This window comes from Amycolatopsis sp. WAC 01376 (genome assembly GCF_003947415.1).
Classification (GTDB): Bacteria; Actinomycetota; Actinomycetes; order Mycobacteriales; family Pseudonocardiaceae; genus Amycolatopsis.
Map to the genome: position 1 here is coordinate 1 of NZ_QHKL01000001.1, position 22,829 is coordinate 22,829.

22 protein-coding genes are annotated in these 22,829 nt (G+C 69.3%); 8 read left to right on the plus strand and 14 right to left on the minus strand.

Annotation, left to right across the window (positions count from 1 at the left end; genetic code table 11):
• Positions 1 to 327 precede the first annotated feature (327 nt).
• Together DMH03_RS00005 and DMH03_RS00010 are read left to right on the plus strand one after the other, a co-directional pair.
• Positions 328 to 1,599: a PspC domain-containing protein gene (locus tag DMH03_RS00005; protein ID WP_125790014.1), complete on the plus strand. Its 1,272-nt coding sequence runs from the start codon at positions 328 to 330 to the stop codon at positions 1,597 to 1,599.
• Entirely contained in the window at positions 1,592 to 1,834 is a 243-nt protein-coding gene (locus tag DMH03_RS00010) for a hypothetical protein (protein WP_125790015.1), read from the plus strand. The genes DMH03_RS00005 and DMH03_RS00010 overlap by 8 nt, the downstream gene beginning before the upstream one ends.
• Before the next feature lie 291 nt (positions 1,835 to 2,125).
• Here DMH03_RS00010 and guaA read toward each other — a convergent pair whose 3' ends face one another.
• Complete coding sequence (gene guaA / locus DMH03_RS00015) at positions 2,126 to 3,682, minus strand: glutamine-hydrolyzing GMP synthase (protein ID WP_125788883.1); 1,557 nt, start codon at positions 3,680 to 3,682, stop codon at positions 2,126 to 2,128.
• A 126-nt stretch (positions 3,683 to 3,808) separates the two neighbouring features.
• On the opposite strand from guaA, the gene DMH03_RS00020 reads away from it, so the two are divergent.
• Genes DMH03_RS00020 through DMH03_RS00030 form a run of 3 tightly spaced genes read left to right on the plus strand, consistent with a single transcriptional unit; the run spans position 3,809 to position 6,905 of the window.
• The gene (locus DMH03_RS00020; RefSeq protein WP_125790016.1) at positions 3,809 to 4,360 is read left to right on the plus strand and encodes a DinB family protein; all 552 of its coding nucleotides are present in this window, start codon (positions 3,809 to 3,811) and stop codon (positions 4,358 to 4,360) included.
• Positions 4,361 to 4,405: 45 nt separating this feature from the next.
• Entirely contained in the window at positions 4,406 to 5,440 is a 1,035-nt protein-coding gene (locus DMH03_RS00025; protein ID WP_125790017.1) for a zinc-dependent alcohol dehydrogenase family protein, read from the plus strand.
• 19 nt (positions 5,441 to 5,459) lie between these two features.
• A complete protein-coding gene (locus tag DMH03_RS00030; protein ID WP_125790018.1) occupies positions 5,460 to 6,905 on the plus strand; it encodes an aldehyde dehydrogenase family protein in 1,446 nt (481 codons plus the stop codon).
• Here DMH03_RS00030 and DMH03_RS00035 read toward each other — a convergent pair.
• Genes DMH03_RS00035 through DMH03_RS00050 form a run of 4 tightly spaced genes read right to left on the minus strand, consistent with a single transcriptional unit; the run spans position 6,902 to position 11,166 of the window.
• A complete protein-coding gene (locus DMH03_RS00035; RefSeq protein ID WP_125790019.1) occupies positions 6,902 to 8,341 on the minus strand; it encodes an FAD-binding oxidoreductase in 1,440 nt (479 codons plus the stop codon). The two genes, DMH03_RS00030 and DMH03_RS00035, sit on opposite strands and share 4 nt — an antisense overlap.
• Positions 8,342 to 8,378: 37 nt before the next feature.
• Positions 8,379 to 9,173 carry an ABC transporter ATP-binding protein gene (locus DMH03_RS00040; RefSeq protein ID WP_125790020.1) on the minus strand — a complete coding sequence of 265 codons (795 nt, stop codon included), beginning with the start codon at positions 9,171 to 9,173 and terminating at the stop codon, positions 8,379 to 8,381.
• Positions 9,170 to 10,228: an iron chelate uptake ABC transporter family permease subunit gene (locus tag DMH03_RS00045; RefSeq protein WP_125790021.1), complete on the minus strand. Its 1,059-nt coding sequence runs from the start codon at positions 10,226 to 10,228 to the stop codon at positions 9,170 to 9,172. The genes DMH03_RS00040 and DMH03_RS00045 overlap by 4 nt, the downstream gene beginning before the upstream one ends.
• The gene (locus tag DMH03_RS00050; protein ID WP_125790022.1) at positions 10,225 to 11,166 is read right to left on the minus strand and encodes an iron ABC transporter permease; all 942 of its coding nucleotides are present in this window, start codon (positions 11,164 to 11,166) and stop codon (positions 10,225 to 10,227) included. Before DMH03_RS00050 ends, DMH03_RS00045 begins: the two co-directional genes overlap by 4 nt.
• Positions 11,167 to 11,285: 119 nt before the next feature.
• Between DMH03_RS00050 and DMH03_RS00055 the strand changes: the two genes are divergently transcribed.
• Complete coding sequence (locus DMH03_RS00055; protein ID WP_199748613.1) at positions 11,286 to 12,269, plus strand: ABC transporter substrate-binding protein; 984 nt, start codon at positions 11,286 to 11,288, stop codon at positions 12,267 to 12,269.
• A gap of 24 nt (positions 12,270 to 12,293) precedes the next feature.
• On the opposite strand, the gene DMH03_RS00060 is transcribed toward DMH03_RS00055, so the two are convergent.
• Together DMH03_RS00060 and DMH03_RS00065 are read right to left on the minus strand one after the other, a co-directional pair.
• Positions 12,294 to 13,016, minus strand: coding sequence for a maleylpyruvate isomerase N-terminal domain-containing protein (locus tag DMH03_RS00060; RefSeq protein ID WP_125790023.1), 723 nt, complete (start codon positions 13,014 to 13,016; stop codon positions 12,294 to 12,296).
• Between the two features lie 9 nt (positions 13,017 to 13,025).
• Positions 13,026 to 14,732: a GMC oxidoreductase gene (locus DMH03_RS00065; protein WP_125790024.1), complete on the minus strand. Its 1,707-nt coding sequence runs from the start codon at positions 14,730 to 14,732 to the stop codon at positions 13,026 to 13,028.
• Positions 14,733 to 14,852: 120 nt separating this feature from the next.
• Here DMH03_RS00065 and DMH03_RS00070 point away from each other — a divergent pair, with 120 nt between their 5' ends.
• On the plus strand, positions 14,853 to 15,230 hold the full coding sequence (locus DMH03_RS00070; RefSeq protein ID WP_125790025.1) for a hypothetical protein: 378 nt from the start codon (positions 14,853 to 14,855) through the stop codon (positions 15,228 to 15,230).
• Between the two features lie 119 nt (positions 15,231 to 15,349).
• Here DMH03_RS00070 and DMH03_RS00075 read toward each other — a convergent pair whose 3' ends face one another.
• The 3 genes from DMH03_RS00075 to guaB all read right to left on the minus strand — a co-directional run bounded on the left by DMH03_RS00075 (position 15,350) and on the right by guaB (position 18,719).
• Positions 15,350 to 16,483: a GuaB3 family IMP dehydrogenase-related protein gene (locus tag DMH03_RS00075; protein ID WP_125790026.1), complete on the minus strand. Its 1,134-nt coding sequence runs from the start codon at positions 16,481 to 16,483 to the stop codon at positions 15,350 to 15,352.
• A gap of 172 nt (positions 16,484 to 16,655) precedes the next feature.
• Positions 16,656 to 17,126 carry a DUF3574 domain-containing protein gene (locus tag DMH03_RS00080; RefSeq protein WP_125790027.1) on the minus strand — a complete coding sequence of 157 codons (471 nt, stop codon included), beginning with the start codon at positions 17,124 to 17,126 and terminating at the stop codon, positions 16,656 to 16,658.
• 81 nt (positions 17,127 to 17,207) lie between these two features.
• On the minus strand, positions 17,208 to 18,719 hold the full coding sequence (guaB, locus tag DMH03_RS00085; protein WP_125790028.1) for an IMP dehydrogenase: 1,512 nt from the start codon (positions 18,717 to 18,719) through the stop codon (positions 17,208 to 17,210).
• Between the two features lie 135 nt (positions 18,720 to 18,854).
• Here guaB and DMH03_RS00090 point away from each other — a divergent pair, with 135 nt between their 5' ends.
• A complete protein-coding gene (locus DMH03_RS00090; RefSeq protein ID WP_125788872.1) occupies positions 18,855 to 19,241 on the plus strand; it encodes a DUF5319 domain-containing protein in 387 nt (128 codons plus the stop codon).
• A gap of 115 nt (positions 19,242 to 19,356) precedes the next feature.
• Here the strand turns inward: DMH03_RS00090 and DMH03_RS00095 are convergent, their stop codons facing one another.
• From DMH03_RS00095 to DMH03_RS00110, 4 genes are all read right to left on the minus strand, one after another.
• Complete coding sequence (locus DMH03_RS00095; RefSeq protein ID WP_199748614.1) at positions 19,357 to 20,301, minus strand: anti-sigma-D factor RsdA; 945 nt, start codon at positions 20,299 to 20,301, stop codon at positions 19,357 to 19,359.
• The gene (locus DMH03_RS00100) at positions 20,302 to 20,874 is read right to left on the minus strand and encodes a sigma-70 family RNA polymerase sigma factor (protein WP_037314832.1); all 573 of its coding nucleotides are present in this window, start codon (positions 20,872 to 20,874) and stop codon (positions 20,302 to 20,304) included. It abuts the gene before it with no gap.
• A 381-nt stretch (positions 20,875 to 21,255) separates the two neighbouring features.
• Positions 21,256 to 21,852 (minus strand): response regulator transcription factor, encoded by a 597-nt coding sequence (locus tag DMH03_RS00105; protein ID WP_003073605.1) that lies wholly within the window; start codon positions 21,850 to 21,852, stop codon positions 21,256 to 21,258.
• Positions 21,853 to 21,992: 140 nt separating this feature from the next.
• Entirely contained in the window at positions 21,993 to 22,829 is an 837-nt protein-coding gene (locus tag DMH03_RS00110) for a hypothetical protein (protein WP_125790029.1), read from the minus strand.

Below are 22,829 nucleotides of genomic sequence, written 5' to 3' on the forward strand. Positions count from 1 at the left end.
GGTCCCTCGATGCCACCAAACCCGGTGACACCACCCCCCGGATCATGGGTTCGACTGGGGGACTAAGTCATGCCGGGCCTGGCGACCGCAGCTCCTCGATCAAGAGCCACGAAGAAGGTAACGGGGGACGGACCCCGACAACCAGCCACGCCCAGATGCTCCCGAACGGGCTTCCGAAGAGTCCACTTGACCTGGGAGGATGACTCCCAGAAGCACCCAACGACTCCCCAGTGCTCCGAACCATGTTTCCGGAGGTCGCGATATCGGGGGAACATCAGGGACGTTCCCGGATGTGGCGAGGGCCCGCCGGAGCGCATTCTTTGTGGCATGAGTGGGAGTGAGACACAGGTTCCGAAGCGCGGCCCCGCGGCCGGCTTCGAGGAGACCGTCAAGGATTTCTGGCGGAGCAGGCCGGTCCGCCCGGTGGCGGGCCGCAAGTTCGCCGGTGTGGCCGCCGGCATCGGCTACCGGTACGGAATCGACCCGACAGTGGTCCGCGTCGCGCTGGTCGCGGCGACCGTGTTCGGCGGTTTCGGCGTCTTCGTCTATCTGCTGGGCTGGCTTTTCCTGCCGCAGGAGGGCGACCCCGTTTCCGCGTTCGAGGGGATGATCGGCAGGGGACGCGCGTCGAGCTCGCCGGCGTTCGCGGTGATGCTGCTGCTCCTGCTTTTCCCCGGTCTCACCTGGACACTGAGCGGTGGCTGGATGACCGACGGCACCGGCCTGATCGGCTTGGCGCTGATGGCCGTCGCGCTGTACCTGCTGCACCGCAACCGCGGTCAGTTCAACCGGCCGACGATGCCCGCCCCGGCTTATCCGACGGCCGCGTTCTCGATGGCGTCGGCGTCGGCGACCTCCACCTCGACGGCGACCGAGGGCGGCTGGGACCCGCTCGCGGCCGACCCGTCGGCTTGGGACCTGCCGAACGCTTCGCCGTCCAGCGGGCTGCCGCCGCAGACTCCGCCGCCGCCTCCCGCGCCGCCGGCGCCTCGCGGCCGGAAGTCGAAGATCGGCGCCGCGACCTTCGGGCTCGCCGTGCTGGTGGCCGGGGTCGGCACCGTCCTGGGTCTGGACGGCGAAGCCTGGTTCACCCCGCAGCACGTCGTCGGGCTCACCCTCGGTGTGGTCGGTATCGGGCTGGTGGCCGGTTCGTTCGTCCGGGGCGGTCGCGGGCTGATCGGGCTCGCGGTGCCGCTGGCGATCGTCGGGATGGCGCTCACCACGGTCCCGTTCGAGAACTTCTCCGTGAAGGGCGGCGTCGGCGATCTGAAGGACACGCCGAGCCAGGTGTCCGAGGTGCTGCCTGAGTACCGCCGTTCGGCGGGGAACATCGACATCGACCTGACCAAGCTGCCCGCTGGGGCTTCGGTGAGCACGAAGGTCTCGAACGGAGCCGGTAACTCGACGGTGCTCGTGCCGATGGGTGCCGAAGTGAAGGTCTCCTGTGAGACGGGAGCGGGCGAGGTCGACTGCCTCGGCCAGTCCCGCTCGGGGGTCGGCGAGGACGTCGTCGACTTCACCGCGCCGGGGAGCAACGGACAGAAGATCACTGTGAAGGTCGAGAACGGTGTCGGGAACGTGGAGGTGCGTCGTGGCTGAGTACGACTACGACAACTACGACAGCACACAGACTCAGTCGGCTCGGCCCGCGAAGCGCGGGGTGGACGTCTTCACCCTGATCATCGGGATCGCGACGCTGCTGGTGTCGGGTTACGTCCTCTCGGACGGCGCCTCGTGGCTCCCGCAGTTCGACTTCCGGTGGGTCATGGCCGGTGGGGCGATCTTCGTCGGCGTCCTGCTTCTCGCCGCTTCGGTGCGCAAGAGCCGCCGCTAGCGGCCCCGCTCACGATCCACCCCACTCCGAAGGCCCCGGCCCCTCGCCGGGGCCTTCGCCTTGCCCGCACCCCGGAGCGGAGCGACTTTAGCCCCCTAATCGCGATCCGGCGGCCGCCGCACTCCGACCGCACCGGATCGCGTTTAGAGGGCTAAAGTCGCTCCGGCCAGCGCGGGGTGCCCAAGGGGGCCCAGAGCGCAGTTAGCGGGCTAAACGCGATCCGGTCGCCTGGGTGCCCAGGGCCTGACAGATCGCGGTTAGCCCGCTAAACGCATGTCGGAGCGGGTGCGGTCACTCCCACTCGATGGTGCCCGGCGGCTTGGACGTGACGTCCAGTACCACCCGGTTCACCTCGGCGACCTCGTTGGTGATGCGGGTCGAGATCCGCTCCAGCACCTCGTAGGGCAGCCGCGTCCAGTCCGCGGTCATCGCGTCCTCGGACGACACCGGCCGCAGCACGATCGGGTGCCCGTAGGTCCGCCCGTCGCCCTGGACGCCGACGCTGCGAACGTCGGCCAGCAGCACCACCGGGCACTGCCAGATCTCGCCGTCGAGCCCGGCCGCGGTGAGTTCCTCACGCGCGATCGCGTCGGCCGCGCGCAGCGTCTCGAGCCGCTCGGCGTCGACGGCGCCGATGATCCGGATGCCGAGCCCCGGGCCGGGGAACGGCTGCCGCTGCACGATCGTCTCGGGCAGCCCGAGCTCCAGCCCGACGCGGCGCACCTCGTCCTTGAACAGCAGGCGCAGCGGCTCGACGAGCTCGAACTGCAGGTCGTCGGGCAGTCCGCCGACGTTGTGGTGGCTCTTGATGTTCGCCGCGCCCTCGCCGCCGCCGGATTCGACGACGTCCGGGTACAGCGTGCCCTGGACGAGGAACTTGTAGTCGCCCTTGGCCTTGAGGTCGCGCTCGGCCTGCTCGAACACGCGGATGAACTCGCGGCCGATGATCTTGCGCTTCTCCTCGGGGTCGGTGACCCCGGCCAGCGCGTCGAGGAACCGGTCGCGCGCGTCGACGGTCACCAGGTTGACCCCGGTCGCGGCGACGAAATCACGCTCGACCTGGGTGCGCTCGCCGGAGCGGAGCAGACCGTGGTCGACGAACACGCAGGTCAGCCGGTCACCGATGGCGCGCTGGACCAGCGCCGCGGCCACGGCGGAGTCGACGCCGCCGGAGAGACCGCAGATCGCCCGGCCGTCGCCGACCTGCTCGGCGATGCGCTTGACCTGGTCGTCGACGATGGACGACGTCGTCCACTGCGGCTTGATGCCCGCGATGTCGTGCAGGAAGCGGCGGAGCACCTCTTGGCCGTGCGGCGAGTGGTGCACCTCGGGGTGGTACTGGACGCCGGCGAAGCGGCGCTCGACGTCTTCGAACCCGGCGACGGCGGCGCCGTCACTCGACGCGGTCACGGTGGCGCCCTCGGGGGCCTTGGTGACGCTGTCGTTGTGGCTCATCCAGGCGGGCTGGTTGCTCGGGAGGCCGGCGTGCAGCACGCCGCCTTCACCGGCGACGCGGACTTCGGTACGGCCGAACTCGCGGATCCCGGTCGGTTCGACCGTGCCGCCGAGGGCCTGCGCGAGCACCTGGTGGCCGTAGCAGATCCCGAGGATCGGCACGCCCGCGTCGACGAGGCCGGGCGCAAGGGCGGGGGCGTTCTCCGCGTACACGCTGGAAGGACCACCGGAAAGGATGATCGCGGCGGGGTCCTTGGCGAGGATGTCCTCGGCGGTGGCGGTGTGCGGGACGACCTCGGAGTAGACCTGCGCCTCGCGCACGCGGCGCGCGATCAGTTGCGCGTACTGCGCCCCGAAGTCCACGACGAGTACCGGACCGGTGGGACTGGGCACCTGAAACCTCCAGATCAGAGCAGTACGCTTCCCCACCATCGTCCCAGGTGGGCCGGGTCACCTCGCCGCCAACCCCCTCACGATTCAGGACAGCGGATGACCGCGAGGCGTCCTACCGTCCGGGACATGGACATCGACTGGAGCAAGGAACTCTCCGAACAGCTCGACTGGCATTGGACGCGGCATCTGCGGCCCCGGCTGGACACCCTCACCGACGACGAATACCTCTGGGAGCCCGTCGAGGACTGCTGGACGATACGGCCGGACGAGAACGGCGCTTTCACGATCGACTGGGCGTATCCGGAGCCGTCGCCACCTCCGGTGACGACGATCGCCTGGCGGCTCGCCCACATCGTCATCGGCGTCTTCGCGATGCGGAACGCGTCGCATTTCGGCGGCCCGCCCGCCGACTACCAGACCTTCCCCTACGCAGGCTCCGCCAAAGAAGCGCTGGAGCAGCTCGACGACGCCTACGCGCGCTGGCGCGACGGCGTCGGCGGCCTCACCGCCGAAGACCTCGCGCGCCCCTGCGGCGAGGCCGAAGGCCCGTACGCGGAGTACCCGCTCGCGACGCTCGTCCTGCACATCAACCGCGAGGCCATCCACCACGGCGCCGAGGTCCTCCTCCTGCGCGACCTCTACCGGTCCCGCCCGAACGGATCGCGTTTAGCGGGCTAAACGCGACGCGCCCATACTGGGGCCAGCCGAGGAAAGGACCCCGTCTTGCGAGCGACTCTCATCTACGGCGCCGGTGACGTACGCGTCGAGACCGTCCCGGACCCGAAGCTGAGCGAACCGACCGACGCCCTCCTCCGGGTGGTCCGGTCCTGCATCTGCGGCAGCGACCTCTGGCCGTACGGCAGCATGCCCGCACGCGACCGCGGCGTCCGGATCGGCCACGAGTTCCTCGGCGTCGTCGAGGCCGTCGGCTCCGACGTCACCACGCTCAAGCCGGGTGACCTGGCCGTCGCGCCCTTCGTCTACTCCGACAACACGTGCCAGTTCTGCCGCGAAGGCCTCCACACCTCGTGCCTGCACGGCGGCAACTGGGGCGCGAAGGGCGTCGACGCCGGTCAGGGCGAGGCCGTCCGCGTCCCGCAGGCCGACGGCACGCTGGTGAAACTGCCGCACACCGAGGACGACGACCTGCTCGCCTCGTTCCTCACGCTCTCCGACGTGTTCGCGACCGGCCACCACGCCGCGGTCAAGGCCGGCGTGAACGAGCGCACCACCGTCACCGTCATCGGTGACGGCGCCGTCGGCCTCTCCGCGGTCCTCGCGGCGAAGCGCCTCGGCGCCGAGCGCGTCATCCTGATGGGCCGTCACCGGACCCGCACGGACCTCGGCCGCGAATTCGGCGCGACAGACGTCGTAGCCGAGCGCGGCGACGAAGGCATCGAAAAGGTGCGAGAGCTGACAAGCGGTGAAGGCACGCACACTGTGCTCGAATGCGTCGGCACGAAGCCCGCCTTCGAGATGGGCGTCGGCGCGGTCCGCCCCGGCGGCACGGTCAGCCGCGTCGGCGTGCCGCAGTACGCCGAGGGTCCGATCGGCCCGTCGCTCTTCCGCCGCAACATCACCATCACCGGCGGTGTGGCGCCCGCGCGCCACTACATCCCCGAACTGCTCGACGACGTCGTCGAGGGCCGGTATCAGCCGGGCAAGGTCTTCGACCGGACCATCGGGCTCGAAGAGGTCCCCGACGGCTACCGCGCCATGGCGGACCGCGAAGCGCTCAAGGTGCTCGTCAAGCCCTGACTGCAATACCTTCTTACCCATGGACATGATCACCCCGGAGCCGCGCCCCGCCTGGATCGCCGGACGCCCCGAGCAGGGCGCTTCGACGATCACCGTGCATCACCCCTTCGACGGCAGCGAAGTCGCCACCGTCGCGGTGCCTGGACCGGAGCAGGTCGAACGAGCGGTGAGCGCGGCGGCGAGTGTCGCGAAGGAGTTCCGCCGTTCCTCTGCGCACAGCCGCGCCGCGGCACTCGACCACGTTTCGCGCGTCATCGCCGGCCGGGCCGAGGAGATCGCCGAGGTCATCACCGCCGAGAACGGCAAGCCGCTCAAGTGGGCCGACGCCGAGGTGCGGCGCGCGGTTTCGGTGTTCCGGATCGCGGCCGAGGAGGCCCGCCGGTTCAGCGGCGACCTGCAGCGCCTGGACACCGACCCCGCGGGCGAGGGCAGGCTGGCACTGACCCGGCGCCTCCCGCGCGGCCCGGTGCTGGGCATCGCGCCGTTCAACTTCCCGCTGAACCTGGTGGCGCACAAGGTCGCGCCGTCGCTCGCGGTCGGCGCGCCGATCATCGTCAAACCCGCGCCGCGCACGCCGTTGTCCGCGCTGATCCTCGGCGAGATCCTGGCGGAGACGGACCTGCCGGAAGGCGCGTTTTCGGTGCTGCCGCTCGGAAACGAGGAGACGTCGGCGCTCGTCGCGGATCCCCGGCTGCCGGTCGTGTCGTTCACCGGTTCGGGTCCGGTCGGCTGGTCGATCGCGGATGCCGCGCCGCGCAAGCACGTCGTGCTCGAACTCGGCGGCAACGCGGCCGCCGTCGTGCTCCGCGACTGGCCGGATCCGGAAGGTGCCGCGGAGCGCATCGCGACCTTCGGCAACTACCAGGCCGGGCAGTCCTGCATCGCCGTGCAGCGGGTCATCGTCGAACGCGAAGTCGCCGAAGAATTCGTGCCCGCCTTGGTGGAAGCCGTGCGGGGACAGCGAACCGGTGACCCGTACGACAAGAACACCGACGTGGGCCCGGTCGTCGACGAGCCCGCCGCGGAACGGATCGTCGCCTGGATCGACGAGGCCGTCGCCGCGGGCGCGAAGATCCTCACCGGCGGCAAGCGAGAGGGCGCGACGGTGGAGCCGACCGTGCTCACCGACGTGCCACCGTCCACAAAGGTCTGGGCGGAGGAGATCTTCGGCCCGGTACTCGCCGTGTCTATTGTGGATGGTGTCGACGAGGCTTTCGCGTCGGTCAACGAATCCGCCTACGGATTACAGGCCGGCGTGTTCACCCGCGACGTGCATCTCGCCTTCTACGCGTCGACAGAACTCGAAGTCGGCGGCGTGATCATCGGCGACGTCCCGAGCTACCGCGCGGACCAGATGCCGTACGGCGGCGTCAAGGGATCGGGTGTCGGCAGGGAAGGCGTCCTGGCCGCGATGCACGACCTCACCGAGGAACGGGTCACCGTCTTCACCGGCATCGACCTCTAGTCCGGGGTCACGGCCTGCGCGAACCCGAACACCTTGTCCGGGTCGTAGGTCTTCGCCACCTGCTTCAAGCGGGTGGCGTTTCCGCCGTAGTAGGCGGTCATCCAGTCGGGCAGGGCGGGGTCGATGTAGTTGACGTAACCCCCGCCCAGCCCGAGCCCCGTCACCACTTCCGCGACGGAATCCGTTGCTACGGAACGGTTGCGCGCGTCCGCCTGGCCGTAGATCTGCACACTGCCGATCGCCTTCCGATGCCAGAACGCGGTGGCGTCCGGGGCGATGTCGGCGACCGCGGCGACGACGCCGTCGACCAGCAGGTCCATTCCACGCCTGCCTTTGAGGACGGACGTCAGCTTCGCGGGATCCACCGGTTCTTCGAGTATCCGCGATGAGGCCACAAAGGACTGCCGGCTTTCACCGCCGGAGAAGTACTTCATCGCGCCGAGATAGTCGAGCTGCTTGACGGATCGCGTCGCGCCGGCGAAGCGGTCCAGGATCTTGCCCAAGGAAGCGGAATCACCTACGTAGCAACCGGAAACGCGCGCACCGACCGGGGATCCGCCGGACAGTACGACGTTCGCCCACAACTCCGGCGGCGTTTCGGGAAGCCAGCGCTGCCACTCGGCGAGGACGTCGTCCGCGCTGCCCGCCGGGAAACGCAAGGAGAACACCGAAACCGCCGACGGCGCCGGATCCGTGCGGAAGGTGAACGAAGTGACGACACCGAAGTTGCCGCCTCCCCCGCCGCGCAACGCCCAGAACAGTTCCGGTTCGGAATCCGCCGACGCGGTCCGGAGTTTCCCGTCCGCCGTGACGACCTGAGCGGACACCAGATGATCGCAAGTGAGTCCGTATTTTCGGGCGAGTACCCCGATTCCGCCGCCGAGTGTCAGCCCGGCGATCCCGACGCTGGGGCACGAACCCGCCGGCAGGCACCGGCCCGCGCCGCCGAGCGTGGCGTAGACGTTCTTCAACTTCGCGCCCGCACCGATCAAGACCCGGTCCCCCTGAACGTCCACTGAGGACATTCCGCCGAGGTCGATCATCAAGCCACCGTCAGGAACCGAGTAACCGGCGTAGCTGTGCCCACCACTGCGCGCGGCGATGGGAACTCGCCTCGCGGCAGCGGAAACAGCCACCTGCACATCTTCAGGCTTGGCACATTTGGCGATCGCGGCCGGTTTGCGACCGTCGAAGGCCGGATTGAACACACGCTTGACGCTGTCGTAACCGGAGTCCCCGGGCAGGAGCAGGGAGACCTTGTTCCGCAACGCCGCCCAGTCCGGCGGGCCCGACGGCGACGTGACGCTGGTGCTCGGCGGCAAGGACGTGCCGGGAGCCGAACTGGGCGCCTGCGCGGGAGGCGAGGCGGAACACGCCGTCGCGGCCGCCCCGGCCACGGTCGCCCCGGCGAGCTTGAGGAACGCCCTTCTCTCCATGCCCGTTAGACGCCCAGCGGGCGGGCAGGTTGCGGCGCTACCCCCGAAGGTGTGCGCTCACCGGCACGACCAGTGGCGTACCGGACACCGGATCGGTCATGACCTTCGCCGACAGGCCGAAGATCTCGTCGAGCAGCGGCTCGGTGAGGACCTCCGCGGGCGGCCCTTGCGCGACGATCCGGCCGTCCCGCATCGCGACCAGCTTGTCCGCGTACCTGGCGGCGAGATTGAGGTCGTGCAGCACCATCACCACGGTGGTCCCGCGTTCGTCGTGCAGCCGGTACACCAAGTCCAGCACGTCGATCTGATGCGCGAGGTCGAGGTAGGTGATCGGTTCGTCGAGCAGCAGCAGCCCGGTCTCCTGTGCCAGCGTCATCGAGATCCACGCCCGCTGCCGCTGCCCGCCGGAAAGCTGGTCGACGACCCGGCCGGCGTGCTCGTCCATCCCGGTCAGCCGCAGCGCCCGCTCGATCGCCTCGTCGTCGGAGGACGACCACTGCCGGTACCAGCTCTGATGCGGATGCCGCCCGCGGCGGACCAGATCGGAGACGGTCAGCCCTTCGGGTGCGGACGGCGTCTGCGGCAAGAGGCCGATGATCTTGGCGACCTCGCGGGTCGGCAGCTTTTCGATCCGCTCGCCGTCGAGCAGCACCGCGCCCTGCCGTGGTTTGAGCAACCTCGCCAGCGCGCGCAGCAGCGTCGATTTGCCGCAGCCGTTGGGGCCGATGATCGCGGTGACGGTCCCGTCGAGGACGTCGAGGTCGAGGCCGGTCACGACGGGCGTTTCGCCGTAGCCGAGTTCCAATTCCCGGGCACGCAGTCTGGCATTCACGCGCGCTCCTCCTTACGGCTGCGGACGAACAGGAAGATCAGGTAGGGCGCGCCGAGGATCGCCGTCAGCACCCCGACCGGCAGCCCGGACAGGCCCGGCGTCACCCGGACGGCGAAATCCGCGCCGACGGTCAGCAGGGCGCCGAGGACCATCGATCCGAACAGCGGCGGCTGCGCCGAGCGGACCAGCCGCAGGGCGATCTGCGGGGTGGCCAGCGCGACGAAGGTGATCGGGCCCGCGGCCGCGGTGGCGACGGCGGCCAAGGCCGCGCCGAGCAACAGCAGGGTCGCGCGGGCGGCGTCGACCCGGATACCGAGGCCGCGCGCGGTGTCGTCGCCGAACTGCAGACCGCCGATGGTGTGCCCGGCGACCAGCGTGATCGGCGCGAGCACGGCCAGCGCGAGCAGGACCGGCGCGACCGATTCCCAGCCGACGTCGGCGAGGCTGCCGACGATCCACGTCGTCGCCCGCGCGGCGTTGTCGACGTCTCCGATGGTCAGCATCCAGTAGACGAGGTTGTAGCCGACGGCCGACAGCGCGATGCCGATCAGGACGAGCCGGTAGCCGTCGATCCCGCGCCGCCACGAAAGCGCGTACAGCAGGATCCCCGCGATCACGCCGCCCGCCAGCCCGGCGAGCGGGACGCCCAGCGTGCTCGCCAGCCCGCTGACCTGGCCACCGGTGCCACCGGCGACGATCACGCCGACCGCGCCGACGCCCGCGCCCCAGGTGATGCCGAGGATGTCCGGGCTGGCCAGCGGATTCCTGGCGATGGTCTGGAACAGCGCGCCGGACAGGCCGAGGGCCGCGCCGACGCCGATCGCGGTCAGCGTGCGGGGCATCCGCAGGTCGAAGATGATCCCGCGTTCCCGCGCGGTGCCACCACCGAACAGCGTCTTCAGGACGTCGCCGAGGCCGATGTGCGAGGTACCGATGCCGATGTTCAGCGCCGCGACCAGCACCAGCGCGACCGCCGCGAGGGTCACGACGGCGAGTGTCCACGGCCGGACGGTCCAGGCCGCCGGGCCGAGCGAGATCACCTTGGGAGCCGTCATATCCGTGCCAAGCCCTTCTTGCGGACCAGGTGGACGAACACCGGCACGCCGAGCACCGCCAGCATGATGCCGACCTCCAGGTTGTCCGAAGCGACGACGCGGCCGAGCAGGTCCGCCGCCAGCAGCAGGATGGCGCCGAGCACGGCGGAGAACGGCACCAGCCACCGGTAGTCGGGGCCGCTGATCGCCCGCGCGAAATGCGGCACCAGCAGGCCGAGGAACGCGATCGGCCCGCAGGCGGCGACGGCGGCACCGGTCAGCAGCGTGATCGCGGCGACCCCGAGCAACCGCGTGCGCCCGACCCGCCGTCCGAGCGCGACGGCGACGTCGTCACCGAGCGCCAGCGTGTTCATCCCCGGCGTGTTGACGACCGCGAGGAACAGGCCGGCTGCCACGAACGGGGCGATCTGGCCGATCATCGCGGGGTCCCGGCCGGCGATCGAACCGACGTGCCAGAACCGGTAGGTCTCCATCCCGCGGTCGTCGCCGAGCACGATCGCGGAGATGACGCCGTTCAGCAGGGCGCTCACCGCGGCTCCGGCCAGCGCGAGCGTCACCGGCGTGGCGCCGCGGCCGCCGACCGCGCCGAGCAGGAACACCACGGCGCTCGCGATCAGTGCGCCGGCGAAACCGAACCAGATGAACGCGTACAGGTCGTCGATGCCGAACACGACGACAGCGAGCACCACCGCGAACGCGGCGCCCTGCGTGACGCCGAGCAAGCCGGGATCGGCGAGCGGATTACGGGTGTGGCCCTGCATGAGCGCACCGGCCGCGCCGAGCGCGAGGCCCGCCAGTACGCCGAGCAGCGTGCGCGGGACGCGTAACGAACGGACGATCAGATGATCCGGCACACCGGCGGGATGGAAGATCGCGTCCCAAACCACACCCAAAGGAATCGAACGCGCACCGAGGGCGATGCTCGCGACGCAGATCACAGCCAGAAGTGTGACGAGCAGGGCTCCCGCTGTCGGCTTCCCAACACGAACTTCCACTGTGGACATCCGCCATCCTATGCTCCGGTTAGGAAAGCCTAACCGCACAGAAAGAGTGGCCCATGACCCCACCCCGGCGCGCAGTCCTCGCCCTCGCCGTGACAGCCTGCCTGGCACTCTCCGCCTGCGGTGGCGGTGAACAGGAATCCGCTTCCACCGGCACCGGCCAAAGTGGATTCCCGCGCACCGTCGAACACGTGATGGGATCCGCCCAGATCGAGAAGCAGCCCGCCACCGTCGCGGCGCTCGACTCGAGCTACGTCGACGCCACGCTGGCGCTCGAGACGAAACTGGTGGCGTACACCAAATACCGCAACTACGACAAGCTGCCTGACTACCTGGGCGACGACCGCAAGTACGCCGAGGGCGCCAAGGAGATCGGCGCGCTCGAGAGCCCGGACATCGAGAAGTTGTACGACATCAAGCCGGATCTGATCGTTTCCGCGAAGGTGCGGCACGAGAAGTTCTACGCGGAGTTCAGCAAGGTCGCACCCACGGTGTTCAGCCAGACCACCGGTGCCACCTGGAAGGACAACATCCGGCTGCTCGGCAAGGCGCTGGGCAAGGAAACCTTGGCAGAGCAGAAGATCAAGTCCTACGAGGAGCGGGCCCGCAAGGTCGGCGACGCGATCAAGGCGAAGCTCGGCAAGCCCGCGGCCGTCTCCGTGGTCCGCTTCATCGAGGGCGAGCCGACGGTGCGGCTCTACAGCAGCGCGTCGTTCCCCGGGACCGTGATGGCCGACGCCGGGCTCCAGCGCCCCGCGGGCCAGCCGGACAACAAGGCGAAGATCTCCAACGACCTCAGCCAGGAGGAGATCGGGAAGCTCGACGCCGAGGCGATCTTCATCGCCAGCTACACCGATGAGACCAAGCAGGCCGAAAACCCCATGACGAAGTTCCAGTCGAACCCGCTTTGGGGAACTCTCAAAGGAAAGAAGATCGACGTCAACGACACCACCTGGTTCACCTCGGTGAGCCTGCAGGGCGCGAACGCCATGCTCGACGACATCGCCAAGCAGTTCGGCGTTGACTCGTTCCGGAGCTGATCACGTCCTCTTTGGACGGTGGTGTCACAGCCAGCGCGGGAGCGTCGGCACGTCACCGTCCAAAGAGGATCCATCGCTGCGGCCGGTGACCCAGGCCAATACCTCGCCGCGGGTCCCGGCCAGCGTCGTCAGCTCCCCTTCGCTCATCCGCCACTCGTGGCGATACCCGTTGTCTTCGGCGGCGACCAGGAGCACGGCGGGCAGTTCACCGCCGTACATCCCGATGGCGTTGCCGACGACGGTGTCGAACTCGTCGCCGAGCAGATCGGCGACGCGGGCGAAGTCATAGCCGAAGTCGAGGTCGGCGAGATGGATAGACGTTTCGGAGAGCCGAAGCCAGAGCACGAACTCCGCCGAGATGTCACGCCCTTGCCTGGCTCGCACCCGGGCCTGCCACGCGCCGTCCGGCAGGTTTTCCGCGACCTCGACGAAGCGCGCGGCGGAGCCGACGACGTCCTCGGCGATCTCCTCGACGGACCGGTACGCACCCTTCTCGATGTCGTGGTCCCTGACCGTCTCACCGGCGTACATCGGCGTCTCGACGCCCGATTTCGCCCAGGTGAGCAGGTTGACCAGGCCGTCGGCGTTCCGCGCGAGGTGGGACAGCAGATGCGCTCGAGTCCAGCCGGGCAGCGCGCTGGGGCCGCGCACGGCCTCCTCGTCGATCCCGCGCACGACGCGCTCCCACTCGTCGTGGAGGGCGCGGACGCGGTTCAGCAGGACGTGTGCGCGTTCGGAAGCTGTCACATCTCCAAGTTACCGCCGAAGCGCCGCGGGCGCGTCCGCCGGAACCGAGGGGTTCTTCGGTGCGATCGGTTCGAGCCGCGCGTACGGCGAGTCCTGTGACGGCCTGCTGTCCCGCTCACCCTTGTTGGGCCAGAACGAGAAGGCCCGCTCGGCCTGCGCGGTGATCGTCAGCGAGGGGTTCACGCCGAGGTTCGCCGTGATCGCCGAACCATCCACAATGGACAGACCGGGGTAGTTGTAGACGCGGTGGTACGGGTCGATCACGCCGTCGTCGGACGACGTGCCGATGGGGGCGCCACCGATGAAATGCGCCGTCAGCGGGATGTCGAAGATCTCGCCCCAGGTGCCGCCCGCCATCCCGCCGATACGTTCGGCGGTGCGGAGGTTGGCCTCGTGCCCCGCTGGGATGAAGCTGGGGTTCGGCTCGCCGTGGCCCTGTTTGGAGGTGTACTTGCGGCGGCCGAAGAGCCCGCGTTTGGTGTACGTGGTGATGGAGTTGTCGAGGCTCTGCATCACCAGCAGGATCACCGTGCGCTCGCTCCAGCGGTAGCCGTTGAGCAGTTTCACGGTCTGGACCGGGTGCTTGACCATGAAGTTCACGGCCTGACGCCAGCGCGGCACCGTCGAATCGCCTTCGGTGGCGATGGTCTGGAGCAGGCTCATCGCGTTGCTGCCCTTGCCGTAGCGGACGGGCTCGATATGCGTGTTGTCGTCGGGGTGGATCGACGACGTGATCGCGACGCCGCGGCTGAAGTTCCGGTCCTCGTCGACCGAGGTGCGGGCCGCGCCGATGATGGCCTCGGAGTTGGTGCGGGTCAGTTCGCCGAGGCGCGGCGACAGCTTCGGCAACTTGGCGGTGTCGCGCATGCCGTGGAGCAGGTTCTGCGTGCCCCACGTGCCGGCGGCGAGCACCACCTGCGCGGCGGTGAGCTTGTGCCGGAACTTGCGCGAGGTGGTCCCGGTCTTCTTGATGCTCACCTCGTACCCACCTGCGTTTAGCGGGCTAATCGCGCTCACGGTGGTCAGCGGGATGACCTTCGCGCCGTCCTTCTCCGCGAGGTACAGGTAGTTCTTGACCAGCGTGTTCTTGGCGCCGACGCGGCAGCCGGTCATACAGCCGCCGCATTCGGTACAGCCGGTGCGCGCCGGGCCCGCGCCGCCGAAGTACGGATCCTCGGCGCGCTCCCCCGGCTTGCCGAAGTACACGCCGACCGGCGTCGGGTGATACGAGTCCGCCACGCCCATGTCCTCGGCGACGCCCTTCATCACGACGTCCGACGGCGTGACGCTGGGGTTGGTGACGACTCCCAGCATGCGGCTGGCCTGGTCGTAATGCGGGCCGAGTTCGGACTCCCAGTCGGTGATGTGGGACCACTGCGGGTCGACGTAGAACGGCTTCAGCGGTCGGTACAGCGTGTTCGCGTAGACCAGCGAGCCGCCGCCGACGCCCGCGCCGGCGAGCACCATGACGTCCTTGAGCATGTGGATGCGCTGGATGCCGAAGCAGCCGACCTGAGGCGCCCAGACGTAGCGGCGAAGGTCCCAGGACGTCTTCGCGAACTCGTCGTCGGCGAAGCGGCGGCCCGCCTCGATGACGGCGACGCGGTAGCCCTTCTCGGTCAGGCGAAGGGCGGCGACACTCCCGCCGAACCCGGAGCCGACGACGATCACGTCGTAGTCGAAGTCGTCTTCAGTGGTGGTGTTACTGGCAGTCACACCTTGGACTGTAACCTCGGCCACCACTTCTGACCAGAGGTAAGTTACCCGCCAGTTACCTTCCACCCGGATGCGCGAACGCGGCTGAGGCATCATCGATCGGTGGATACGGATGCCCCGGTGGCGATCGACTTGACGCGTGACGAGCGCACGGTACTGCGCTGTGGCCTGGCGGAATGGGGAGGACCGGCCGCCTGCACCGACGACCTCGCCGTCGCGATGGGTTTCAAGGACGTGCCCGACCTCTTCGAGCAAGCGCGAAGGTTGCGAGCGGCACTGGCCGACGAAGAACCGCTACGCGCCTCGGAATGGCGCAAGACGCTGATCGCCACCGAGATCGTGTTCGCCAGCGACGTCTTCGGCTCCGGCATGGACTGGTCGATCACCACCGGCTTCGCGGACGACGAAACCCTCCCGATCCTGCGCGACCTACAGCGAAAGATCGCCCGCGCCCTCGGCTCGGCCCACTACCGCCCCCGGCCGCCGGAGCGCCTTTAGCGGGCTAAACGTGACACAGGAGGGACGCCTGGGGCTGCTGTGACTCCTGGGGTACGTGAACGCAAAGCGGCCCAGATCGCGTTTAGCGGGCTAAACGCGATCTGGGCCGGGAGCGAGCGTCAGCGGCGAACGGTCAGGCCGACCCGCTGGAACTCCTTCAGGTCCGAGTAGCCCGTCTTCGCCATCGCGCGGCGAAGCGCGCCGAAGAGGTTCACGACGCCCTCGGCGTCCGAGGACGGCCCGAAGAGCAGCGTCTTCAGGTCGACGGCGTAGTCCGGCCCCAGCGCCACGCGCGAACGCGGCAGCGACGGGTGCGCGGCCGCCGACGTCCAGTACAGCCCCTGCCCCGGCGCCTCGGAGGCGGCGGCCAGCGGCGCGCCCAGCATGACCGCGTCGGCACCGCAGGCGATGGCCTTGGCGATGTCACCGGACACGCTCATCCCGCCGTCGGCGAGCACGTCGGCGTACCGGCCGCCGGTCTCGTCGAGGTAGTCGCGGCGCGCGGCCGCGGCGTCGACGATCGCGGTCGCCATCGGCGTCCCGATCCCGAGCACGCTGTCGGTGCTCGTCACGCCGCGGCTGGCGCCGTGGCCGACGATGACGCCTGCCGCGCCGGTGCGCATCAGGTGCATCGCGGTGCGGTAGTCGCTGACGCCGCCCGCGATCACCGGGACGTCGAGCCGTCCGATGAAGTCCTTCAGGTTCAGCGGCTCGACGTCACGCTGGACGTGCTCCGCAGAGATGATCGTGCCCTGCACGACCAGGATCTCGACACCCGCCGCGAGCAGGTCCGGCGTGAGCTCGGCGGCGTGCTGCGGGCTGACCCGCGCGGCCACCGTGACCCCGGACTCGCGGACGGTCTTGATCGCCTCGGACAGCAGGTCCAGCCGGATCGGGGCGGAGTGCAGCTCCTGCAGCTCACGCACGATCGCGGTCGGGTCCTCGGTGTCCTCGGCCGCCCGGACGAGGCGGAAGATCGCGTCCTCGACGTTCGGGTGCCGCGCCCACAGCCCTTCGGCGTTGAGGACGCCCAGCCCGCCGAGCTCGCCGACGGCCACCGCGGTTCCCGGCGACACGATCGCGTCGGTGGGGTGGGTGACCAGCGGCAGCTCGAACCGGTACGCGTCGATCTGCCAGGCGGTGGACACGACCGACGACGACCTGGTGCGCCGCGACGGCACGATCTCCACGTCATCGAGGTCATACGCCCGCCGCGCGGTGCGGCCCATGCCGATCTCGACCAGATCCCGCACGTCAAGTCCCTTCTCACCGACGACCGTTACACCCCATTGTCGCTAGGCCGCGTGGGTGACCTGCGCACGGGGCACCCGAACCGGGCCCGAAGTCACACCGGCCCCAGGTGCCCCACCCGTTTCACGTTTAGCCCGCTAAAGGCGCTCGGGTGGGGCACGTGGGACTCGAGGGTCAGAAGGAGACCTTCTCCACGGAGTCGGTCCGGAGGACGGATTCCTGCGAGAAGGCCTTCTTGTAGTCGGTCCGGATCTCTTCGATCTCGCGGTTCGCGTCGCGGTCGCTGAACGGGTACACGACGATGATCACCTTCGACTTCTCCCGCGAGATCACCCCGTCCGAGCCGCGCCACTGGCCGCGCCCGGTCAGCTCGGTGAACCCGTCCGGGAACCTCGGCGTGACGGCTTTGTCGGTGAACGCGGCGAACTCGGCGTCGGTCAGCTCCCCGCCGCCCGGCTTCGTCGTCCCGAAGTACAGCTCGGTGCGCTTCCACAGCTCACCCGGTGACGCCTGGAGAGCGGCGGCCTCGGGTGCGGAAGGCGCGGCGGAAGCGGTGGGGACGGCGGAAGCCGCCACCCCGCCGCCGAGCCCGAGGGCAGCGGCGGCGAAGACGGCCAGCGCGGTACGCCGCGAAGTAAAGGACATCGGTTCCTCCCAGGGAGACTTGATCAGCGGGCCAAGTCTCCCGAGAACGGAACCGAACGCGTAAGTGTCCTAAAGGGCGGACTACCGGGTGGTGTAGTTCGGCGCCTCGACGGTCATCGTGATGTCGTGCGGGTGGCTCTCCTTGAGCCCCGCCGCGGTGATCCGCACCAGCTGCGCCTCCTGCAGCTCGGGGATCGTCGACGCACCCGCGTAGCCCATCCCCGACCGCAGCCCGCCCACCAGCTGGTGGACGACGTTCGCGAGCGGCCCGCGGAACGGGATCCGCCCCTCGATGCCCTCGGGGACCAGCTTGTCCTCGCTCAGCACGTCATCCTGGGCGTAGCGGTCCTTCGAGTAGGACTTCGCCTGGCCGCGCGACTGCATGGCGCCCAGCGAGCCCATCCCGCGGTAGGTCTTGAACTGCTTGCCGTTGACCAGGATCAGGTCACCGGGCGATTCGGCGGTGCCCGCGAGCAGGCTGCCGAGCATCACGGTGGACGCGCCGGACGCGATCGCCTTCGCGATGTCGCCCGAGTACTGGATGCCGCCGTCGCCGATCACCGGGATCCCGGCCGGGCGCGCCGCCTGATCGGCCTCGTAGATCGCGGAGATCTGCGGCACGCCGACCCCGGCGACGATGCGGGTGGTGCAGATGGAACCGGGGCCGACGCCGACCTTGATCCCGTCCGCGCCCGCCTCCACCAGCGCCTGCGCGCCGGCCCGGGTCGCGACGTTGCCGCCGACGATGTCGACGGTGTCGCCCAGTTCCTTCTTCAGCAGCGCGACGGTCTCGACGACGGCGCGGGAGTGCCCGTGCGCGGTGTCCACCATCAGCACGTCGACCCCGGCGTCGGCCAGCGCCATCGCGCGTTTGTGCCCGTCCGGGCCGACGCCGACGGCGGCCCCGACGATCAGGCGGCCGTTGGTGTCCTTGGAGGCGTTGGGGTACTGCTCGGTCTTGACGAAGTCCTTGACCGTGATCAGCCCGCGCAGCTTGCCCGCCCCGTCGACGATCGGCAGCTTCTCGATCTTGTGGCGGCGCAGCAAGCCGAGCGCGGCCTCCGCGGTGACCCCGACCTGCGCGGTCACCAGCGGCGGCTTCGTCATCACCTCGTGCACCGGGCGGGTGTGGTCGACCTCGAACCGCATGTCGCGGTTGGTGATGATGCCCACCAGGTTCCCGGCGGCGTCCGTCACCGGCACACCGGAGATCCGGAACCGCGCGACCAGCTCGGCGACCTCGGCGAGGGTGTCCTCGGGCGAGCACGTGACCGGGTCGGTCACCATGCCGGCTTCGGAACGCTTCACGACCTCGACGGCGGCGGCCTGGTCGTCGATCGGCAGGTTGCGCTGCAGCACGCCCATTCCGCCCTGGCGCGCCATCGCGATCGCCATCCGGCCTTCGGTGACCGTGTCCATGGCGGCGGAGACCAGCGGGATGTTCAGGGTGACGTTGCGGGAGAGCCGGGTGCGGGTGCTGACCGCACTGGGCACCACGTCGGACTCGGCCGGCAGCAGCAGCACGTCGTCGAAGGTCAGCCCGAGCATGGCGAACTTGCTCGGGACGGGGGCGGTGACGCTGTCGCTGGTCATAGCAGGCGAACGGCCTTCCTAGCGGTGACTAATGGGGGCCGCCGTGGCTGTTTGCATCACGGCGAGGGCCTGCCCCTCATGATATCCGGGCCGGGCGGCCGCCCGGCCCGGGTGGGCGCCCGGTAGCGTGCAGGCGTGCCGCAAGATGCGTTGCCCCCAGACCCGTTCGCGGATGACCCGGACGACCCGGCCCGCGCGTTCATCGACGACGCTGACCGGCTCGACGAGCCGATCAGCGACGACGAGCGCACCGAGTTGCTGGCCGACCTCTCCGATCTCGCCGTGTACCAGGCGCTTCTCGAACCGCGCGGAGTACGCGGGATCGTGGTCGACTGCGGTGAATGCGACGAACCCCACTACCACGACTGGCATCTGCTGCGCGCCAGTCTCGAGCAGCTGCTCGCCGACGGCCGGATGCGGCCGCACGAGCCCGCGTTCGATCCGAACCCCGGTGACTACGTGAGCTGGGACTACTGCCGCGGGTTCGCGGACGGTGTGACCGCCAACGAGAGCGCCTACTGATCGCGTTTAGCCCGCTAAAGTCGAGCGACTTTAGCGGGCTAAACGCGATTTGAGACGCATAACGAAAGGGCCTGGTGAGAGCGATCTCACCAGGCCCTTCGGCGTTTTCGGGGTGCTACGTCGTCGCGCCCGCGGCGGGCTCCTGTGCTCCGGCACCCGGCGTCGGCTCGTTTCGCGAGCCACCGGGATCGTTCCCCGAGGCCGGCGGTGTCGTCGACGTCGTGGGCGGCGGCGGTTCGCTGGACGAGGTCGGCGGAGTCGGCGAAGGAGTCGTGGTGCCCGGCAGACTCGTGCCGGGGTTGCCGCCTCCTGGCAGCGACGTCGGCGGAGCGGTCGGCTGCGGGCTGGGCGGCGGCGTGGTCGCGACCGGAGTCTGCGACGGCGACTGCTGATCCGGCGGCAGCGGCTGCTGTCCGGGGTTCTGCAGCTGAGCACTCAACTGGCGGTGCTGTTCGAGCAGCTGGTCGCGGTTCTCTTCGTCGGTCACCTGGCTCAGCGCGGCCTGTGCCTCGTCGAGCGCCTTGCGCGCGTCGTCGAGACGTCCACCGGCGAGCGCGAGGTTCGCCTTTTCGAGATCGAGTTTGGCCGCCGCGGCGGCCTCGACCGACCGGGCGTGGTCGGCGTAAAGCACCTTGGTCAGTCCCCAGAGCGTGTCACCAGGCTGCGCGTCCTTCGCGGCGAGACCGGTACCGGCGAAGGCGATGGCCAGGACGGCCGCAGCGGCGGCCACCGGGACCAGCAGCCGGCGTCTTCCCCCGTGTTTGCGGGCGAGCGCGGCGGTCTTCACGGTGACGACGGCGGTGTCGACGTCGACGAGTTCCGCGAGCGGTTCGCTGTCGATGTCACGCCGCCAGGCCAGCAGCAGCGCGTTCAGTTCCTGATCGCCGAGGTCGTCGGCCATCTTCGGATCCGGGCCACCGAGTGCGTCGAGCAGCGCGTCATCGGCCTGAACGGCCGAGAGATCAGCTGCGAACTCTGCTTCCGAGGGCGTCAGCCCTCTTTCGAAAGCCGTCAGTTCACGATCGGTCCCGGGGGAGAACCGATGGTCGCGATCGGTCACTCAGATCACCTCCTCAGCGGCCAGAACCTTACGTAGGCGCGCGAGGGCGCGATGCTGGGCCACCCGGACAGCACCAGGAGTGGACCCCACGGCCTCGGCCGTCTCTTCGGCGGACAGACCCACGACCACCCGCAGGACGACGATCTCACGCTGTTTGTCGGGAAGTACGCGCAGCAGCTGCGACATGCGCTCGTTCAGCTCGCCCTGGAGGGCGCGCTGCTCGGGGCCGACGCCGCCCTCGATCTCGTCGGGGACTTCGGCGACCGGCTCGGCACGGTTACGGGCCGCGGCACGATGCGCGTCGGCCACCTTGTGCTGGGCGATCCCGTAGACGAAGGCCAGGAATGGGCGGCCCTGATCACGGTACGAAGGCAATGCCGTGAGCACCGCGAGACACACCTCCTGAGCAACGTCGTCTGCGGAAGCGAACGAACGCTCCTGCCTGCCAACCCGAGCGCGGCAGTACCGCACTACCAAAGGACGGATGGCCGCCAGCAACCGCTCGACCGCTTGAGGATCACCCTCAACAGCAGCGGCGACCGGCTCATCCAGTCCGTCCCCCACATTGGCCATCGCAGACAACAGTCCCAGTGTTACGTATAGGCGTGCAAAGAGTCCGGCGTGTGACTTCAGAGACCACTACCGGTGATAGCTACCGTACCGCCCAGGCCCGCCGCCTTTGCTGACGGCCGTCATCGGCGCGCCGCCGTTCCGGCGAGCGCGCTGAACCCGGGTCTTCCTGGTCCCCTCCGCTCGTAGTCGAACTTTCAACGAGCCGGAACACAGTGGGGTACGACGGTCCACCCTGCGGCGGACACGCTCGGGCCAGAGTGCCCGAGCGGTAAGGATAAATGCGCGAAGCGTGACGGGGAACACAGGTACGGGCCAGGGGTACACCCCCGGCCCGTTCGTCACCCGTTGTGCAATCTCAGCAATGAAATCAAGAAAGCGTTGTCAGGAAACAAGTCCACGGCGGAATCCGTGGGCGACCGCCTGTGCGCGGTCCCGAACGCCGAGCTTGCGGAACAAGCGGCGCGCGTGGGTCTTCACGGTGTCTTCGGACAGGTACAGCTCGCGGCCGATCTGTCCGTTGCTCTTGCCCTGGCTCATCCCACGAAGCACCTGAAGCTCTCGCTCGGTGAGCTGAACACCGGGGTCGGACGGTTGACGCGGCGCCGGCACCGAGGTGCTGGCGAGCGTGTGGGCCAGTGCGGCGACCAGCTCGGGACGCGAGGCGTCCCAGCGCAGGTAGCCGCGGGCACCGCCGGCGATGGCCGCGGCGATACTGCCCGCGTCGTCCGGGGCGCCGAACACGATCACGTTCGCTTGAGGGTTCGCCGAGACGAGCCGCCGGGTGGCTTCGACGCCAGTCGGGACAGCGCGCTGGGTTCCGACCAGCACGACGTCGACCGGCTGACGGGAGTACCGGGCCAGCAGCTCGTCACCGTGCGCTACGCAGTCGATGCGACTGACCCCTGGGACCGCGGACATCACTCGAGTGAGCCCTTCGCGGACACTGCGTCGGTCGTCGCAGATCAAGACCGTCGTCACGGGGTTTCCTTCCTGCAGCCGGGTGACATTCCACTTCCCCTATCGGACGCTTTAGCCCGAACCTTGACACGATCCGGTGGCTTTTTTTGAAAGTTCTTAGCCCGGTTGCCGGAATGGGCCCTCCAACAGGCTAGACGCCCTCAGCGGGGGACCCACGGAGATTCCCGTGCGAGCCGCCTCCCGCAAGGATCTGCGTGCCGTAACACTGCGTGCAACAGTTCGGCCCCTCTGAATCGATACTCATCGGCGTGTCCTGCCGAGAAGTCGGCCGACACCAGGCACGCCACCCACAGAAGTGAATTGAATTCGTATTTCTCGGCGGTTTCGCGAGCGCTCTCGACCAGCGCTTTCGCGCGGTCCCGCTCAGCGGAACCGGCATTCACGATCGTCACGCCGAGTACGAGCTGTGATTTGACGACGTGCCGGGACGCACCCCTCGCCCGTGCCGTTTCCAGCGCCATTTCCGCAGGTGCGATCCCCGCTTGGGAAATGTTACTCGCCAGTTCGATTTCCGCGCCCACCCAACCGGCCCTGGTCCGGGTCCGCCAGTTGCCGGTGTGCGCGCCCGCGCGGGCCAGCAGCCGCCGGGCGGCGGTCAGCCTGCCGCGCCCGAGATTGTCCGCCGCGAGGCCCAGGAACGCGTCCGCCCGCGCGCCCTCGGCGTCCAGACCGTCGGGGTCTGGTTCACCTCGTGGCTCCGAGATCACCAGCGCGAGCGCTTCACCGTCGAGGACGAGCGCCGCCGCGTGCCCGCCCAACTGCCGTCGATGCGACGCCAGCGTGCTCGCGGCCAGCGACGCGATCACCGGATCCTTGCCCGCGCGCAAACCGTTCAGCAGCGTGGCCGCCGCCGCGTACCGGCCGCGCGCACCGAGCCCGATCGCGGCCAGCAGCCGCCCGCGAGGCGACGCGGGCGCCGCGAAGGAGTTCGGCGGCACGCCGTCGCCGAACGCGGCGGACCGCAAGGACGCTTCCAT

What these genes read in the sequence shown, in the direction of transcription:
- DMH03_RS00110 (WP_125790029.1), bottom strand. Translation starts at nt 22,829, where the DNA reads ATGGAAGCGTCCTTGCGGTCCGCCGCGTTCGGCGACGGCGTGCCGCCG.
- DMH03_RS00100 (WP_037314832.1), bottom strand. Translation starts at nt 20,874, where the DNA reads ATGGCCAATGTGGGGGACGGACTGGATGAGCCGGTCGCCGCTGCTGTT.
- DMH03_RS00005 (WP_125790014.1), top strand. Translation starts at nt 328, where the DNA reads ATGAGTGGGAGTGAGACACAGGTTCCGAAGCGCGGCCCCGCGGCCGGC.
- DMH03_RS00030 (WP_125790018.1), top strand. Translation starts at nt 5,460, where the DNA reads ATGGACATGATCACCCCGGAGCCGCGCCCCGCCTGGATCGCCGGACGC.
- DMH03_RS00035 (WP_125790019.1), bottom strand. Translation starts at nt 8,341, where the DNA reads ATGGAGAGAAGGGCGTTCCTCAAGCTCGCCGGGGCGACCGTGGCCGGG.
- DMH03_RS00080 (WP_125790027.1), bottom strand. Translation starts at nt 17,126, where the DNA reads ATGTCCTTTACTTCGCGGCGTACCGCGCTGGCCGTCTTCGCCGCCGCT.
- DMH03_RS00020 (WP_125790016.1), top strand. Translation starts at nt 3,809, where the DNA reads ATGGACATCGACTGGAGCAAGGAACTCTCCGAACAGCTCGACTGGCAT.
- guaB (WP_125790028.1), bottom strand. Translation starts at nt 18,719, where the DNA reads ATGACCAGCGACAGCGTCACCGCCCCCGTCCCGAGCAAGTTCGCCATG.
- DMH03_RS00055 (WP_199748613.1), top strand. Translation starts at nt 11,286, where the DNA reads ATGACCCCACCCCGGCGCGCAGTCCTCGCCCTCGCCGTGACAGCCTGC.
- DMH03_RS00045 (WP_125790021.1), bottom strand. Translation starts at nt 10,228, where the DNA reads ATGACGGCTCCCAAGGTGATCTCGCTCGGCCCGGCGGCCTGGACCGTC.